This is a genomic window from Luteibacter sp. GL_149 (assembly GCF_057834065.1).
This window is the reverse complement of sequence record NZ_CM174395.1, coordinates 3,694,430-3,711,197: the sequence shown is the minus strand read 5'-3', so window position 1 is coordinate 3,711,197 and position 16,768 is coordinate 3,694,430. Positions and strand designations below refer to the sequence as shown.

The 16,768-nt window shown below is 62.1% G+C and carries 16 protein-coding genes; 9 read left to right on the top strand and 7 right to left on the bottom strand.

All coding sequences use genetic code 11. The features are described 5' to 3' along the window. Window positions 1-48: 48 nt before the first annotated feature. Window positions 49-2,730, top strand: a complete 2,682-nt coding sequence (locus AC3IR3_RS16435; RefSeq protein ID WP_489193692.1) for a M1 family metallopeptidase — start codon at window positions 49-51, stop codon at window positions 2,728-2,730. 70 nt (window positions 2,731-2,800) lie between these two features. Here the strand turns inward: AC3IR3_RS16435 and AC3IR3_RS16430 are convergent, their stop codons facing one another. After that, a complete protein-coding gene (locus tag AC3IR3_RS16430; RefSeq protein WP_489193690.1) occupies window positions 2,801-3,319 on the bottom strand; it encodes a DUF4879 domain-containing protein in 519 nt (172 codons plus the stop codon). A 242-nt stretch (window positions 3,320-3,561) separates the two neighbouring features. Here AC3IR3_RS16430 and AC3IR3_RS16425 point away from each other — a divergent pair, with 242 nt between their 5' ends. From AC3IR3_RS16425 to AC3IR3_RS16410, 4 genes are all read left to right on the top strand, one after another. Then, on the top strand, window positions 3,562-3,975 hold the full coding sequence (locus AC3IR3_RS16425) for a hypothetical protein (protein ID WP_489193688.1): 414 nt from the start codon (window positions 3,562-3,564) through the stop codon (window positions 3,973-3,975). A gap of 124 nt (window positions 3,976-4,099) precedes the next feature. After that, window positions 4,100-4,471 carry a hypothetical protein gene (locus AC3IR3_RS16420; protein WP_489193687.1) on the top strand — a complete coding sequence of 124 codons (372 nt, stop codon included), beginning with the start codon at window positions 4,100-4,102 and terminating at the stop codon, window positions 4,469-4,471. A 102-nt stretch (window positions 4,472-4,573) separates the two neighbouring features. After that, window positions 4,574-5,617, top strand: coding sequence for a LacI family DNA-binding transcriptional regulator (locus AC3IR3_RS16415; protein WP_489193686.1), 1,044 nt, complete (start codon window positions 4,574-4,576; stop codon window positions 5,615-5,617). A gap of 181 nt (window positions 5,618-5,798) precedes the next feature. Then, window positions 5,799-6,497, top strand: a complete 699-nt coding sequence (locus AC3IR3_RS16410) for a hypothetical protein (protein WP_489193684.1) — start codon at window positions 5,799-5,801, stop codon at window positions 6,495-6,497. A gap of 48 nt (window positions 6,498-6,545) precedes the next feature. On the opposite strand, the gene AC3IR3_RS16405 is transcribed toward AC3IR3_RS16410, so the two are convergent. Then, on the bottom strand, window positions 6,546-7,025 hold the full coding sequence (locus AC3IR3_RS16405) for a DUF4879 domain-containing protein (protein WP_489193683.1): 480 nt from the start codon (window positions 7,023-7,025) through the stop codon (window positions 6,546-6,548). A 217-nt stretch (window positions 7,026-7,242) separates the two neighbouring features. Then, entirely contained in the window at window positions 7,243-8,370 is a 1,128-nt protein-coding gene (locus tag AC3IR3_RS16400; RefSeq protein WP_489193681.1) for a Gfo/Idh/MocA family protein, read from the bottom strand. A 134-nt stretch (window positions 8,371-8,504) separates the two neighbouring features. Here AC3IR3_RS16400 and AC3IR3_RS16395 point away from each other — a divergent pair, with 134 nt between their 5' ends. Beyond that, the gene (locus AC3IR3_RS16395) at window positions 8,505-9,404 is read left to right on the top strand and encodes a phytanoyl-CoA dioxygenase family protein (RefSeq protein WP_489193680.1); all 900 of its coding nucleotides are present in this window, start codon (window positions 8,505-8,507) and stop codon (window positions 9,402-9,404) included. A 3-nt stretch (window positions 9,405-9,407) separates the two neighbouring features. On the opposite strand, the gene AC3IR3_RS16390 is transcribed toward AC3IR3_RS16395, so the two are convergent. Next, entirely contained in the window at window positions 9,408-10,283 is an 876-nt protein-coding gene (locus AC3IR3_RS16390) for an alpha/beta hydrolase (protein ID WP_489193679.1), read from the bottom strand. A 49-nt stretch (window positions 10,284-10,332) separates the two neighbouring features. Between AC3IR3_RS16390 and prmC the strand changes: the two genes are divergently transcribed. Then, window positions 10,333-11,175 carry a peptide chain release factor N(5)-glutamine methyltransferase gene (prmC, locus tag AC3IR3_RS16385; RefSeq protein ID WP_489193678.1) on the top strand — a complete coding sequence of 281 codons (843 nt, stop codon included), beginning with the start codon at window positions 10,333-10,335 and terminating at the stop codon, window positions 11,173-11,175. Window positions 11,176-11,310: 135 nt separating this feature from the next. Further along, on the top strand, window positions 11,311-12,471 hold the full coding sequence (locus AC3IR3_RS16380) for an alginate lyase family protein (protein WP_489193676.1): 1,161 nt from the start codon (window positions 11,311-11,313) through the stop codon (window positions 12,469-12,471). A gap of 51 nt (window positions 12,472-12,522) precedes the next feature. Here the strand turns inward: AC3IR3_RS16380 and dxs are convergent, their stop codons facing one another. After that, window positions 12,523-14,418, bottom strand: a complete 1,896-nt coding sequence (dxs, locus tag AC3IR3_RS16375; RefSeq protein WP_489193673.1) for a 1-deoxy-D-xylulose-5-phosphate synthase — start codon at window positions 14,416-14,418, stop codon at window positions 12,523-12,525. Window positions 14,419-14,493: 75 nt separating this feature from the next. Then, window positions 14,494-15,102, bottom strand: coding sequence for an HNH endonuclease (locus tag AC3IR3_RS16370; RefSeq protein WP_132144671.1), 609 nt, complete (start codon window positions 15,100-15,102; stop codon window positions 14,494-14,496). A gap of 274 nt (window positions 15,103-15,376) precedes the next feature. Here AC3IR3_RS16370 and AC3IR3_RS16365 point away from each other — a divergent pair, with 274 nt between their 5' ends. After that, a complete protein-coding gene (locus AC3IR3_RS16365) occupies window positions 15,377-16,132 on the top strand; it encodes a SapC family protein (RefSeq protein WP_489193671.1) in 756 nt (251 codons plus the stop codon). A gap of 96 nt (window positions 16,133-16,228) precedes the next feature. Here the strand turns inward: AC3IR3_RS16365 and AC3IR3_RS16360 are convergent, their stop codons facing one another. Then, window positions 16,229-16,708, bottom strand: coding sequence for a GNAT family N-acetyltransferase (locus AC3IR3_RS16360; RefSeq protein ID WP_489193669.1), 480 nt, complete (start codon window positions 16,706-16,708; stop codon window positions 16,229-16,231). Window positions 16,709-16,768 lie beyond the last annotated feature (60 nt).

Here is a 16,768-nt window from a genome sequence, read left to right as displayed (position 1 = left end):
TCATGGTCGTCCCTACGTTACGGGCTCATCCGAAGGAGCCCCACCCTCATGCGTCGTCTCGTCCGTCCCCTCGTTCTCACCGCGCTCGCCGCCTGCTGTGGTGCGGCGCTCGCCGCCGGCACGGACGCCGCCGCGCCGCTCGGCCATTTGCCGGGCTGGGCTACTCCCGAAGCCTACCGTCTGTCGTTCAAGGTCGATCCCAAGCAGGAGACCTATAGCGGCAGCACGACGATCAAGGTCAAGCTGTCGCAGGCATCCGACTTCGTCTGGCTGCACGGACACGACCTGAAAGTCAGCAAGGTCACCGTCACCGACGCCGCCGGCAAGAAGCATGTCGGCAAGTACACCGTCGCCGCCGAGAAGGAAGGCGTCGCCCGCGTGGACTTCGGTGCCAAGCTCGAGCCGCAGGAAATCTCCCTCGCGATCGAATTCACCGCACCGCTGAACAAGCAGTTGCAGGGCCTGTACAAGGTCTCGCACGAGGGCGTGCCCTATGCGATGACCCAGATGGAGCCGGTCTCCGCGCGTTACGCGTTCCCGGGCTTCGACGAGCCGTCGTTCAAGACGCCCTACGACATCAGCCTGACCATTCCGGCCGACGATGTCGGCGTGGCCAATACCAAGCAGATCAAAGAAGAGAAAGCGGGCGAAGGCTGGAAGACGCTTACCTTCTCGACGACCAAACCGTTGCCGACCTATCTGGTCGCATTCGCCGTCGGTCCGTGGGATGTCGTAAAGGGTCCGGACATCGCTCCGACCGCATTCCGCGCCAGCCCGACCGAGCTGCGCGGCATCGCCGCCAAGGGCGAAGGCCACCGCATGAAGCATGTGCTGGGCGAGACGCAGTCGATCATCCACACGCTGGAGGATTACTACGGTTTCGGCTATCCCTTCGACAAGCTCGACCTGCTCGCCGCCCCCGACTTCAGCGCTGGCGCTATGGAAAACGCGGGCCTCGTCACCTTCCGCGACTGGCTGCTGCTGATCGATCCGGATTCCCCGGCCCAGTACGTCCGCGGTTCGTTCAACGTCAACGCGCATGAGCTGGCGCACCAGTGGACCGGCGACACCGTCACTATGGCCTGGTGGGACGATCTGTGGCTGAACGAGGCCTTCGCGACCTGGATGCAGCAGAAGATCACGACCAAAGTCCACCCGGAATACCGCGCCGACCTCGACCGTGTTCGCGGTGCGCAGGGTGCGATGTCCAACGACAGCCTCGTCAGCGCCCGCAAGATCCGCCAGCCCATCACCGGCAACGGCGACATCGAGACAGCGTTCGACGGCATCACCTATCAGAAGGGTGCCGCCGTCCTGGGTATGTTCGAGGGCTATGTCACCGACCCGGTCTTCCAGAAGGGCATGCGTGCCTATATCGAAAAGCACAAGTTCGGTAACGCCAGCGCGGACGACCTCATCGATTCGATCGCCGAAGCTTCCGGCCAGGGCGCGCCGTTCAAGGATGCCTTCCGTAGCTTCCTCAATCAGTCGGGCGTGCCCTATGTGGCGACCGAAGTGAAGCAGGAAGGCGGTAAGACCGTGCTGCACCTGACGCAGAGCCGTTACCTGCCGTTGGGCAGCACGGGCGACGCGAACCGCGTGTGGGGCGTGCCCCTCTGCGTGCGTTATGGCACGACCGGCGGCGGCAACAAGGTCGCGTGCGAACTGCTCGACAAGGCCACCGGCACGATCGTGCTGGAAGGCGCGAGCTCGCCGACATGGGTACTGCCGAACGCCAACGGTCGCGGTTACTACCGTTTTGCGCAGAGCAAGAAAGACCTTGCCAACCTCTCGAAGGTGGTCGGCTCTCTGACCGATGCCGAACAGTTGGCCTACGCCGATGCCGTTCGCGCTGGCTTCCAGCATGGCGACATCGATGCGGGCGACGCACTTGCCGCGCTGAAGCCGCTGACCGCATCGAAGACGCGCGAAGTGTCGACGGCGCCGATGGCGCTGCTTGGCTGGATCGTGTCGCACGAAGCCGTGACGGATGCACAGCGCGCGCATCTGCGTGCCTGGGCCAAGGACGCCTACTACCCGAAGCTGCAGACGCTGGGTTTCCGCAAGAAGGCGGGCGAGCAGGATAACGACACGCTGACCCGCAGCGCGCTGGTCGACTTCCTCTCCGGTTCCGAAATCGCCGTACCGGAAGTCCGTGCCGAACTGCTCAAGCAGGGCGATGCGGCACTGAAGGTCAAGGACGGTCACCTGGATCTCGATGCGGCCGATCCGGACCTGCTGGGCCTGGCTCTGGAAGTTACCGTGCAGGAGCGTGGCAAGCCCGCGGTCGACGCACTGATCGCCGAGATCCCGAAGACCAGCGACCCGGCTAAGCGCAACGCCATGCTTCAGGGCCTGTCGGCCGCCAGGGGCCCGCTCGCCGATCAGGCGCGCGACTTCGCTCTGGGCAAGGACGTCAAGGTTGGTGAAATGGCCGCCATCCTCCGCGGTGCCCGCGATACGGAAGCAAGCCGTGACGGCCTGTGGAAGTGGTTCGTGACGAACTACGACAAGGTCGTGGCCCGCACCGGCAGCTTCGCCGGCGGTCAGCTCCCGGGTCTTGCCGGTGGCGGCGGTTGCTCCAAGGTCGAAGCGGATCGTCTGACCGCCTTCTTCCAGCCCCGTCTGAAGGAAGTCACCGGTGCCGAACGTGGTCTGGCCCAGACCACGGAATCGACGCTGCTCTGCGCGGCGCTGAAGGAAAAGCAGGATCCGAAGTCGATTCGTTGATCGTTCGGAAGTCATGTTGAAATAAGAACGCCGGGCGAGAAATCGTCCGGCGTTTTTTTGGTTCGTCGGATTACTGGATGGTGATGCTTGCCGAGCGAACACTGCCTCCGCCGTTGCTCGGATACACGGTGAAGTGGAAGTTTCCACCCTGGTAGCCCGACGCATTCCAGTAGCGCCGGTAGCCGACGATCGTGCCGCGGTTGCACGGCTGTGGGCTCGCGGAATTACAAAGCGGTTCGGTACGAATTTCCTGCAGAGAATTGTTAAGCAGGGTTGCCTGAGCATATCGGCCGTAGCCGATTTCCTCGGTGATGATCGTCATGTTTGCTCCGCCATGGTCGTGCTGGGTGAAGCCGGAGCCGCGCACTCCAATTTCCTCCCACCCTCCGGTCGACGAGTTCACCGCGAGGACGTAAGCGGCGGCCAACGCCGTCGCCGACCCGGCTTTTACGCTATAGGTGCCTTCGACTTCGGATTCGGCGGTCCGGTCGATCAGATTGTCCGCACGCGCTTCATACACTGTTGCCCCCGCGCTTAAACAAGCGCACAACGATAGCGATCGAGCGAAATTTCTGATTACAGTTTTCATGTTACCTCCCGTTACAAGCAGGGCTGAATGCCCGGGGCAATGATCGTGCGACCGTTTATGCTGGCGAAATCAGTGGTGTCCTGACCCTGTGAAAGTTGCGACTTTCGTGTGTGTCGGCGGGTGCGCGCGAACCGGGTCGGAAAAGGAGGCGCCAGAAGGGAGGTCTCGGGCTCGTCATGTCGGTGCCTGGTGGAATCGAAGTTGCTTGCTTATGCAGACGTCTCACTCCGATAGGAAGCGCTATGCAAATCAATGGATCGATGTCATTGCCTGTACTGCGGGCAGGCCCGGTGTTGCAAAGTAAGGCACAGGCGGCCTCCGGTGAATTGCATGCGGCGGAGAATGCTGCGTCGCCATCCGGGCGTCGCTTCGATTTCACCCGAATAACTCCGCGCGAGCTGGGAGAGCAACTGAGCGAATGGATATGGAGTGGGCAACTCAGTGTCGAGGAGGCGTCGTTTATCGGGGGAGCGTTACCTACCAATGCCTACCGTGATAGCCCGGACGTACCCATCGACCTCTTCGCCACCATCAATGGCATTTCAGAATTTCATACCTATATGGGTGATCCCGAGGGGGCGTCCTTCTGGCTTGAAGTGGGGAGCAAGCTTCGTTACCTCGAAACCAATACGCGCGGCATTTCCGAGCAGGCTTAGGTGAAGTACACGGCGGCGTCCGATATGCGCGTAAGCGATTGGCCAGCACGATGCGCGAAGGTACTTGTTGGTCGCCGCATTGCTTCATTGCGTCTACGACCCATCGGCCATCAAGGAAGAAGTCATGATCCCCTCTGCCACCCATTTCGGTGCGCGCAATCAGGGCGTTGCCCGCAATAACGCAAATGACGTAAAGGACACCACTAAGCCGTCGTACCGTGAAATCGCAAAGCAAGCGAACGCGAACGTCAAAGGTTCGACGCCGAACGCCAGGAAGACGCCGCTGTCGCGGTTAACCGTCCAGAACATAGGTTTGGGTCGGAAGGATATGAGTGCGACATCGAAACAGAAAGTCATCGACCGGGTGCGGCAGACATTGCACGGGATAGCGACGAATCGGCAGAAGGTGTACGCGGAGCGCCATAGGGAACAGGTCGAGATGTCGTGCAAAAGTACGGACAGGCACGCCAGGCACGGGCTCAACGTCCGTTGTTGATGGGGTCCGTCGCGAGGAGGGCGGAACGACACGGTTCCGACCCCCGTGACTTTCCCTGCGCTCCGGGCATACTGCCCACATGACGTCGGCAAACCTCACAGCATGACCGCCCGCCACCGGACGAACGACAGCGGCGTACTTCGCGCCACGGCGCGCGATGTCGCCGATGCGGCGGGCGTTTCGATATCCGCCGTATCGCGGACCTTTACCGAGGGCGCAAGCGTCTCGGCGAAAACGCGCGAACGCGTGCTAGCAGCTGCGCAGCAACTGGGGTACCGGCCGAACCATCTGGCGCGCAGTCTGATGACCGGGCGGACGGAACTGATCGGACTGGTGTCGAATCACTTCGCGAACCCGACCTTCATGGAAGTGTTCGACCTGTTTACCCGCGAGCTTCAGTCGCGTGGCCTGCGTCCGCTGCTGGCGAATCTCGGTGCAAACGACGATGGTCGGGCCGCGCTGGATATGTTGCAGCAGTACAACGTCGACGCGGTGCTGATTGCCACGTCCGCGCCGCCAGATGGGTTCGCCGAATCGTGTCGCGCGGCTGGCTTGCCCGTGTTGCATGTCTTTGGTCGGGCCGGACGAAAGACGCCGGCACCTGTCGTAACGGTAGACAACGTGGCGGGCGGGCGGTTGGTGGGTGAGACCATGCTGGCGCGCGGATTGCGGAAACTGGCCTTCCTCGGCGGCGCCGAGCGCGATGCGGCGACACTGGATCGCGGGCGCGGTTTCGCCGAAGCCGCCGGTTCCTCGATGCGCGTCGTTACCTATGCTGGCGATTACACGCACGAACACGGCCGTCGTGCGATGCATGCGCTGCTCGATGCCCATGCCAGTCTGGATGGCGTCTTCTGTGGCGACGACGTGCTGGCGCTTGGCGCAATCGATGCGTGTCGCGAGCGAGGCATCGACGTTCCTTCACGCATCAGCGTCGTCGGTTTCGACGACATGCCGCTGGCGGCATGGCCTGCCTATAATCTGACGACGGTGCGGCAGCCGATCCGGGACATGGTGCTGCACGCCATCGAACGTATCGTGGCATGGATGGCGGATGGCGAATCGGTACCGCGCAGTCGTCTCTTTCCCTGCGAATTGATCGAGCGCGGAAGTCTGCGTGCGATTGTCCGGCGATCTCGCCGATAGCTATCCAGCGGTGATATGACCCGGTAGATGCAGCGGGAGCGACGGCCCGTACTCCAACATATCGCCGAGGTCGTCGCCGATATGTTTGTCGGGTTGCGACGCGTTTTGTGATGGCTCCCGATATCTGGCGAAGCTATTGCTTCAGCCTCTGCGCGCATACCGCGCTCGCCAGGATGGTGTCATGACGCAAGTAAACAGTGTTCCAACTCAGACGGTCGCGCCTGTGGATCAAAGGAAGGGGGCACCTCCGGAAACGGAGTTCTATCGCAACCTTCCGCAATACGGTGCACCAAAAAAATCGTCGGCACAGGCGGCGGTTCGATCGCGTGAACCCGGAACAAGTCCTCGTGCGGTGGGAAATGCTTCAGTCAATCGAACGGTTTCACCGTTCAAGATCGCTATCCATAACATCATGACGGAGTATCGGGCGAAGGGCTCGCAAGGTACGGCGCGCAACGAGCCAGATAAAGACGACATAGCCAACCATGCGCCACCCGCGGCGGAACGTGCCGACATGGCCGGCCGATACGATTTCAGGCATATGACGGGGATGGAGGCGCGTCGTGCGGGATGGGAAATATCCAAAGCCGGTGGTATGAGTCTTCAGGACGCAGTTGGTTTTTCTCCGATTCGCGACATGCCTTTCGACCAGAAAGAATGCGCATTTCATATGCCGAGCAACAATCGGCCTGTTGATATTCTTGCCGGGATGCAGTTTCAAGCAGACCATGGGCAGGTGAGCCATGGGGTCAATCGCGATACGTGGTTAAGGATGAAGGCGATTGCAGAGCAATGGCAGGGGCGTCCAAAGCTTCCGGAAGTTCAGGCTCATTGTAGATGCGACGCTGCGGGGCGATCGCCGAAGAACTGGCAGGCGTGAATGTGAAGTGCCAGGCAAACGCCTGGCACTTCACGGCGAAGCTATTCCTTATCGAATGAAGACTCGGGCTGAGAAGCGTTGGCTTCGACTCGAATAGGTCACTTGCTCGAATGTGCCCGACTGGTGGCCGTTGAGTTTCCAGTACCGCATGAAGGCCTGGACTTCCTCACCGGGCCTGCAGACATGCCACCCTCCGCCAGCGCAATAGTTATCCGTTCTGTAGTGCGAGCCATGCGGCAATGTCGCACCATTCATCGATGCACTTCTGCTGGAAGCCAAACCTGTTTCGAATACGGCTACGATCATTTCTGCGCCGCCGTGATCCCATTCCGTCTGCGGCAGAAACTGCGATGGAGGTACATTTTCACCCCCGCCCAACGTTGATTCGACATACGCAACATAGGTATTTGTCAGCAGCGGAGCGGGCCGGCTGTTTGCGTCGGAGCTGGGTGTGTCGCGGAAAGCTTGCGCGAATGTCATTCCGGGAAGTGCGGCGAAGACTGCCGCAACCATGAGCAGACGTTTCATTGGTTGACCTTCTCATGCAGCCGAATGCTGCGGATCGAAGACCTGCGCCGTCACCAGTAGTAGGGCACGAGGAGCCCGTTCGCGAGATATGCCGGAAGCCGCGGGCAATTCGGCCCGCAAGGCTTCAATCTCCCTCTCGTTGTGCACAGCTATTCGCGGACGAAGATCAGTGCTTCCTTCCGACAAAGCGAACGGATGGAACGCAGTAGCGCAACCGTCAGGCGACCTCGCCGATGGTTACCCAGCGACGTTCCGCATTGGAACGCAGTGCGGCGGCGATGATGCGGTCGACTTCGTATCCGTCGCGAAACGTCGGCCATATGGCTTTACCCGTTGCGATGGCCTCAAGGAAATCGCGCATTTCTATGACGATCTGTTCGTTGTATCCGGTGCCGTGTCCCACGCCTTGGTTGAAGGCCAGATAGTCCGGATGCGCGGGACCCATGACGATTTTCTGGAAACCGCGCCGTTCGACCGGACGCGTTGCGTCGTAGAGCCATAACGCATTCTGATCCTCCTGGTCGAATGCCAGGGCACCGCGTGTGCCGGTGACGCGATACGTGTAGCCCATCTTCCGACCGGCGGCCATGCGGCTGAAACTGAGCGAGCCCGACGCACCGTTGGCGAAGCGCAGGAGCATCTGGCCCTGGTCGTCGTTCTCGACGGTTTCCGGGCCGTTCGGCCCCGGGCGCGTCGACTGTACGACGTGTGCGTCGGCGACCAGCGATTCGACAGGCCCGACCAGCCGAAGGCATGCGTTGACGATATGCGGCGCGACGTCGCCTAGCGCCCCGGCTTCGGTACCCGTGGCGATGCGCGTGCGCCAGGATGCGGGCAGGGCGGGGTCGTGCAGATAGTCCTCGACGTGTTCGGCGGTGATCTGGATCACGTCGCCGATGTCGCCAGAAGCGATGATCTGTCGGGCCAGCTGGCTCGCGGGTGTGCGGATGTAGTTGAAGCCGACCATGTTCGGCAATCCCGCACGCTCGATAGCTTCGGTCATAGCCAGCGATTCGGCCGGATGGCAGCCAAGCGGTTTTTCGCAGAACACAGGCTTACGCGCCGCGATACAGGCCATGACCATATCGCGATGCGTACGCGGTGGCGTGGCGATAATGACCGCCTGTACGGCGGGGTTGTCGATCAGTTCGCGCCAATCGCCGGTGGAGTCCCGCCAACCCCAGCGCGCCGCATGCTCCGCGGCGCCTTCGGCGGTCGATGTCGCAATGGATACGCAGGTCGGCCGCAGCACTGTCCCGAAGGTGGCGTCGACTGTCCGCAGCGCCAACGTATGCGCCTTGCCCATGTATCCCGCACCGATAAGGCCGATTCCTAGTTCACGCATTTGTCTGGTCCTGGAGGGGTGACGGGTCGACTCTACGGATGCTGCACTGCAATTTGCAAGCGCTTGCAAAAAGGCCTAGCTTGGATGCCGAGATCGACATCCATCCATCGCCGCCCAAGGCAGGAGTCTCCTTCATGAACGCGTCCGTCCCCTCTCGCCGTCCGCTTGTCTCGCCTCGGATCTTTACGGTCGACGACCTGGATACCGATACGATCGTGGGTGAATTGCTGGAGGGAGTTGGCGCCATCACATTGCGCGGTCTGTTCGGCGCCGATGAGATCGCCGAAGCGCGCGAGATCGTCATGCGCGAGTCGAGTGGCGATGCGGAGGCCGCCAAGGTCACGCATTTCCAGGGGGCCGCGGAACGCGAAGGCAAGCTCAGTCTTCAGAGGCGCGTGTGGAACCTATTGGCGAAAGGCGACGTTTTCTCGCGCATGGCGGCGCATCCGGCACTGATGCGGACGATGCGCGCGTTCCTCGGCACGGAGTTCATCATGGGTTCGATCGCGGCCAATCGCATTCTTCCCGGCGGCCCGGGGCAGGAGCCGCACATCGATTATCCCTACTGGGACTACCACACGCCGCAAACCCATCCGGTGCGGCTGAATTCGTCGTTTCCGCTGAATGCGCAGGCGACGATCATGCTCGATCCGTTTACCGAAGAAACCGGCGCGACGGCTTATGTACCCGGTTCGCAGCGCAGCCTTCGTTATCCCGACGAAAGCGACCGCTTCTTCGATCGCTGCGAACGCATGCTGGGCGAACCTGGCGATACGGTCGTTTTCTTCGGCGCGGTCTGGCATTGCGCGATGCCCAATCATTCGCGCGCCGATCGTTCGGCGATCCTGATTCAGTACCTGCCCAAATGGGTCAAACCGATGGAGAATATTCCCGCGGCGTTGCCATCGTCGTTCGTCGACGCCGCCAGTTCCGACATGCGTCAGCTGCTCGGTCTGCACTATCCCTATCCCGAAATCCTCGACGCGGCGCGCGGCGGCAACGCCGAAGGCCGGACGACGATGCAGGCAAAATAATCGTCAGTGCGTGACGTGCGCATGGATGAACGAAAGGGTATCGGGCAGGGCGGTCGACTTGCCGGTCCATGGTCCGAACGAAAATAGCAGGCCCATGTGGCCCGTGCCGGGATACATGCGTACGTCGACCGGTTCGCCTTGCTCGCGCATGCGTCCTTCCAGCGAAATGGCGTTGGATGGTTCTACGATGCCGTCGCTCTCGCCTTGCAGCAATAGCATCGGCGGTTCGTCGCCGTCGACGAAATGGATCGGTTGCGAACGCGCCTGTTCGGCAGCGGTATGGCCGAACATGTCGACATAGTCGTCTTCGTCCAGGGGCAGGAAGTCGTAAGCGCCGGCCAGACCGATGAAGCCGGCCAGGTCGCGCGGCTTCATGCCGACCTCGCCCAGCCATCGCGCGTCGGTCGCCAGCAGTGCGGCGATCTGGCCGCCCGCGGAATGGCCCATCACGAATAACGAACGCGGGTCACCGCCGTAGAACGCGGCATGGTCGCGCGCCCAGACAACGGCATGGGCGCCGTCCCGCATGAATCCATCCATGCGCACCGTGGGCCAGAGGCGGTAGTCCGGCACGATGGCGACGATGCCTTTAGCGGCGAGCGCTTCGCCCATCCAGCGATACCACGCGCGATTGCCGTTCTTCCAGCTGCCGCCGTAAAAGAAAACCACAACCGGTGCATGGATCGGATTGACCGGCGAGTAGACGTCCAGCGCGAGGCCTGTCGTGCGGTCGAATACGATGTTGCGTTGTTGGACAACGCCACCCGAGGCCTGTCGCGCATTGACAGCTCCGTAAAAAAAGCCGTGACAGCCGGACAGCAGCAGGATGCCGAGGGCGATCGACGCGAAGCGCCATGGACGCGATGAAGGCGGGGTCATTTGGGCAGTTTAGGGGTTGTGCGGGCCGGGATTGCTAAACTCTCCGGCAATGAACGCATCCAGCCCCGCCACCGATGTGCGAACCCTGCTTCGCGACGCGACCATCCTGCTCGGCGACCGACTCGAGGCGGAGCTGCTGCTGCTCCATGTGCTTGGCGTCGGGAGGGCATGGCTGTTCGCCCATGCCGACGACGTGCTCGCGGACGCATCGATCGCAGGTTTTCACGAGTTGACAAAGCGCAGGGCAGGCGGCGAACCCGTGGCTTACATCATGGGCCAACGGGGCTTCTGGTCGCTGTCGCTTGAAGTGACTCCCGCCACGCTGATCCCGCGTCCGGAAACCGAGCTTCTCGTCGAACTGGCACTCGAGCGCATGCCGAAAAACGCCGCGGTAATCGATCTCGGTACGGGCAGCGGCGCGATCGCGCTGGCCATCGCCAGCGAGCGAGCGGATGCCCGCGTCGTCGCGGTCGACGCCAGTGCGGCTGCCCTCGATGTAGCGAAGCGCAATGCGGAGCGGCTGGGCTTGCAGCGCGTGCGATTCGGACTCGGAAGCTGGTGGGAGCCTGTTGCTGGGGAACGTTTCGATATCGCGGTGAGCAATCCGCCGTACATCGAAGCGGGCGATGTGCATCTCGGCGAAGGCGATCTGCGCTTCGAGCCGGTAACGGCGCTGGCCTCCGGGACGGATGGCCTCGATGACATACGGCGCATAGTCGACGGTGCCCTCGCGCGACTCTTGCCGGGCGGCTGGCTGCTCATTGAGCATGGATGGAGGCAGGGGCCTGTTGTGCGTGCGTTGCTCGAGAGCGCGGGTTTCATCGCTATTTTCACCGCGCAGGATATTGAAGCGCGTGATCGCGTCAGCGGTGGGCGATCGATTCCGGAATAGGGCGGCAGTATCCCGCACAGGCGAGTCCGACGGCTTCGGTAGGAGTTATGCGCGATCCCTTCTTGCCGTCTGGCGGACATCTTTCTCCGCGCATAACTTCCTTGTCGGCGCTTTCGCCGCACAAGGAATCGAAATATGAGAAAAATTTTCCACGGAGTCGCGCTGTTCGTCGTCGCGACATGTGCATGCGCGAGCGGTGTTTCACCTGCGCTTACGCATCCCGGTATTCTGGTGGGCAATGAGCAGCTTGACATCGTTCGTCGGCATATTTCCGAAGGTAATCCGCTCGCGTTGAGTGCGTTGGCGAAGGCGCGGGATTCCGATCTCGGTAGCCTCGAGTACATTCCGAATGCATGGTCCACGGTAGAGTGCGGGCCTTACTCGAAACCCGATTACGGTTGCACCGACGAATGGCGGGATGCGCAAGCGGCATATACCCATGCGCTGCTATGGGCATATCTGGGTGACGTAAGGCACGCCCGCAAGGCGATCGACATTATGAATGCCTGGTCCCGGACATTGCGTGGGGGGCACACAAATACCAATGCACCGTTGCAGGCGTCCTGGTCCGCGCAGCTCTGGCCGCGGGCTGCGGAGATCGTTCGTTATACCTCCGGCGAGTGGCAGGATAACGATATCGACGCATTCTCACGCATGCTGCGCGAACAGTATCTTCCCGACATCGCCCGAATGGGCCGATGCAACGAATTCAACTGGCAGACGAGCGCTATCGAGGCCAGGGCGAATATCGCGATTTTCCTCAACGACAGGCGGGCCTTCGATGAGGCCGTGAATCTTTGGCGCGACCGGATCAAGACCAGCATCTATCTGCCGAAGGATGGTGTCGTTCCGCTAACGTCGGCGATGTGTCCGAAGGTCGGAGACGAACTTATTGCAAGCTGGTACGGGCAGTCGGTGTTCGTAGCCGGTCATGCCAAGGAAACCTGCCGCGACCTTGAACACAATGCCTATGGCATCGCCGGTCTTATCAACGTAGCCGAGACGGCGCGTATCCAGGGAATCGATCTTTACGGCGAGGAGCCGGAGAGACTGATAGCGACGATGGAATATCACTCTGGCCTGAAGAGCGCCGACGTGCCCGCATGGATATGCGGTGGCGTACTCAAGGGCGATCTTAGTGGCACGTTCGAAATTGGCTACAACCACTACGTAAACCGGTTGGGTGCCAGTTTGCCGGAAACGAGTCGATGGCTACCGGAGCGACGTCCGACCCACGGCCAGTTCCACTATTTGTGGGAGACATTGACCCACGCGGAAACCGGTACCGCCCAGTGACGTTGCGGCTGTGTTGCGCACCCGCGCTCACAGCCGCATGGCCGGCAGTGGTTAGCCTGCGCTGGCTACTGCCGTTGCGACATGCTGCGGAAACCGCGTGCGAATGGCGGAGCGAATGCCCGGAAGGTCGAGGCCTGCCATGGTCAGCACTTCCTCGCGGCTGCCGTGTTCCAGATAGACGTCCGGAAGGCCCAGGTGAAGGATGGGTAGCGTCACGCCGCGAGCGGCGAGCAGCTCCGCGACGCCTGCGCCGGCACCGCCTGCTATGGCGTTGTCTTCGATCGTGACGAAGGCCTTGTGCGTGCGTGCGAGTTCGAGGATCAGTTCCTCGTCCAGCGGTTTGACGAAGCGCATGTTGGCGAGTGTCGCGTCGACTTCCGCCGCGATGACGGAGGCTTGCGCGAGCATCGTGCCGAACGAAAGGATCGCCAGCCCGTGGTGTCCGCGACGGCGCACTTCGGCCTTGCCGATGGGGAAGATATCCAGTTCTTCGCGCATGACGGCGCCCGGACCCGTGCCGCGCGGATAGCGCACCGCGGCCGGGCCGTTGTAACGGAAACCGGTGGTGAGCATGGTCCGGCACTCGGCTTCGTCGGCTGGCGCCATGATCACCATGTTCGGCAGGCAGCGCATGAACGACAGATCGAAGCTACCCGAATGCGTGGCGCCGTCCGGACCGACGACGCCTGCGCGATCGATCGCGAAGGTGACGTCCAGATTCTGCAGCGCCACGTCGTGGATGGCCTGATCGTACGCGCGCTGCAGGAAGGTGGAATAGATCGCGACGACCGGTTTGGCGCCTTCGCAGGCCATGCCCGCGGCAAGCGTCACGGCATGCTGTTCCGCGATGGCCACGTCGAAATAGCGCTGCGGGTATTCCTTCGAGAAGCGAACCAGCCCCGAGCCTTCGCGCATCGCCGGGGTGATGCCCAGCAGACGATCGTCGGCGGCGGACATGTCGCAAAGCCAGTCGCTGAAAATATCGGTATAGGTCGGTTTGGCCGGCGCACCCTTCTTGACCAGTCCGGCCACCGGATCGAACGGACCGACGGCGTGGTATTCGATCTGCGCCTTCTCGGCGGGCTCGTAGCCCTTGCCCTTGGTGGTCATGACATGCAGCAGCTGTGGGCCGGGCAGGTCCTTGACCGTGTTCAGCGCGGTGAGCAACTGGGGCAGGTTATGGCCGTCGATGGGGCCGGTGTAATGGAAGCCCAGTTCTTCGAACAGCGTCGACGGGACAAACATGCCCTTGGCGTGTTCTTCCCAGCGCTTGAAGAAACGGCCGAACAGCGACTGCTTCGGAATGGCGCGCTTGGCACGCTCGCGCCAGACGTTGAGCGTGCGGCTGGACATCGCGCGCGCCATCATCTTGGTCATCGCGCCGACGTTCTCGCTGATCGACATGCCGTTGTCGTTGAGGATGACGAGCATGTTGGGTTCGACATCGCCACCGTGGTTCAGCGCTTCGAAGGCCATGCCGGCGGTCATCGCGCCGTCGCCGATCACGGCGACCACTTTGCGATGGTCGCCCTTGCGCTGCGCGGCGATCGCCATACCCAGTGCGGCGGAGATCGAGGTCGACGAGTGGCCGACGCCAAAGGTGTCGTACTCGCTTTCCTCGCGACGCGGGAAGGGGGCCAGGCCCTCTTTCTTCTTGATCGTGGTGATCCGGTCGCGTCGGCCGGTAAGGATCTTGTGCGGGTAGCACTGATGTCCGACGTCCCAGACCAGCCGGTCGCGCGGTGTCTCGAAGACATGGTGCAGGGCGACGGTCAGCTCGACCACGCCAAGCCCCGCGCCGAAATGACCGCCCGACGAGGCTACGGCCTCGATCAGGTAGCCGCGAAGCTCGTCGGCGATCGCGGGCAGTTCGTTCTCCGTGAAGCGCCGGAGATCCTCCGGCGAGTCGATCTGCGCCAGGTAGGGGTAGCGGGAAAGGTCGGTCATAGTGCGTATTGTTCGCCGACGCGCCGGGCCGGGCAAGGGAGAAATCGTGAACAGGCGGGGGCAAGCCCCGTCGGATCATGCCGGACGGCGGTTTTTCGGCAGGTGGCTGACCAGGAATTCCATCTGATCGGTAAGGATATTGCGATTGGAAAGGATCAGATGCTCGACCCAGCTGGGACGGTAAGGCACCGCGAGCAGGGGCATATTGGCCTGGGTCGGCGTCCGGTTGCCCTTGCGCAGGTTGCAGGCCAGACAGGCGCTGACCACGTTCTCCCATTCGTCCGCACCCCGTTTGGAGAGGGGCATCACATGGTCGCGGGTGAGTTCGTGGCGGGTGTACTGGCTGCCGCAGTAAAGGCAGATATGGCGGTCGCGGGCGAACAGCGCGGTATTGGTCAGGGCCGGGGCGGGGTCGATCGCGTGCTCGCGGCAATGGCCGGTGCTGGCGACGATGGGGTGTAGCTGGAGGGTGCTCTGGTTGCCACTGAGGCGGTTGGTACCGCCGTGGACCGTGAGACAGGCCTCGCCAAGGGTCCAGGCAACGGCGCCGCGCACGTACAGACAGACGGCGTCCTGCCAACTGATCCAGTCCAGGATACGTCCAGCCGCGTCGAGGGACAGCACCCTCGTCGCATGCAGGGCGGCGACCTGAGGTGTCTCCATAGGTGGCACTTCCATCAGCATCTGTGTCTCGTCCTTCGTATCAGCGAAAGAGCGTTCCAGCAAAGCGAACTCCGTGCGAACCGGGTAAATACCCGGTCGGCTCCGCCGTAAAGGGGGCCGACAGCCCGAGCATAGCCCACTTTTGCTACGTTTCGCAGTCGCAACGGTACGGATCTTGCGGGGCTGTCCGACGGCCTTCCCGCTGATATAGTGGGCGTTCGATAGCTGAGCCCGGCCGGGTTTGGAAGGGGGGCCGGGGTGGCTTCCCAGGCGCGGCGGGCCTGAGGGTTACAACGTGGCAGAAGTGCTTTTCTACGAGCGTCCGGTTCCTCTTAACCGTACGACCCATCGCGACCTGCGTCTGAAGGCCGTGAACAACGTCCGTTTCGCCGAGAAAGTGCACTCCGTACCGTTGACCGGTGTCGAGTTCGCTCCGGCCGCGCGCGATTTCCCGATCCTCTTCGCCGGCAATGCCGTGGAAGACGCGGGTCCGATGGCGCTGCTGGGCCTTCGTCAGGGCGAGAACCTGATGATCGGCGATAACGGTTTCTGGGAGCAGGGTATCTATATCCCGGCTTTCGTTCGCCGCTACCCGTTCGTGCTGGCCGAAAAGCCGGTCGGCACCGAGGGCGACGACTTCACCGTCTTCCTCGACGAAGGCTACGAAGGCTTCAACCCGACCGAAGGCGAGCGTCTCTTCAACGAAGACGGCACCGACGCGCCGGTCCTGACCAACGCCGTGAACTTCCTCGGCGAATTCCAGGACCATGTCGCCCGCACCCAGTGGTTCATGGGCAAGCTGCGCGAGCACAACCTGCTCGAGCCGCGCACCATCACCCTGCAGAAGGACGGCAAGGGCATCAACCTCAATGGCCTCTTCGTGATCAACGAAGAGAAGCTTCGCCAGCTCGACGAGAAGGTTGCGCACGAGTTCCTGAAGGAAGGCGCGTTCGGCTGGATCTACGCACACCTGGTGTCGCTGGCCAACATCGACCGTCTTGCCGCACGCCTCGACGTGCGCGAGAAGGCCGAGGTAGCCGTGCAGGCCTGATAGGTCCGCGCAGCGTTCAACGAAAAGGCCGCCCTTGGGCGGCCTTTTTTCATTTGCAGGAGCCCGCAAGCGGGCTCCTGCAAGGAGAGGCGTGCGCTATCGCGAAACGGGCTTGGCCAAACGCATCAGGTCCTCGCCGTAGCCGCTGCTTTCGTACAGCGCCCGCGCACGTTCGTTGCCGGGAAATACCGCCAGCGTCACGAACTGGCAGCGGTGTTCGCGAGCCCAGGTTTCGGCATGGCGTAGCAGGGCCTGCCCAACGCCCTGGCTCTCGTATTCCTCGGCCACGGCGATGTCCGAGATGTGGCAGTTGGTGCGGCCGTTGAAGAAGTCCTGCGTTTTTTGCAGGTGGATGAAGCCGACGCGATCGCCGTCTTCGTTCTCGGCGACGAACAGGAAGCTATTGGGCGGCTGGTCGTCCAGATGATGGACGAGGTCCTTGCGGATGCCCTCGATACACTCGTTGCGTCGACGCCAGGTGGGAAGCGTGAAGTCGACGAAGCGGGGAACCTGCTCAAGGATGAAGTCGTCGTCGTCGCCTTCAGCCAGGCGGATCGGAAACGCTGGATCGCTCATCGTGCGGATACCGTTGCGGCGAATGGCTCTGGAACGCCCGTTTCTACACCTTCGTCATGT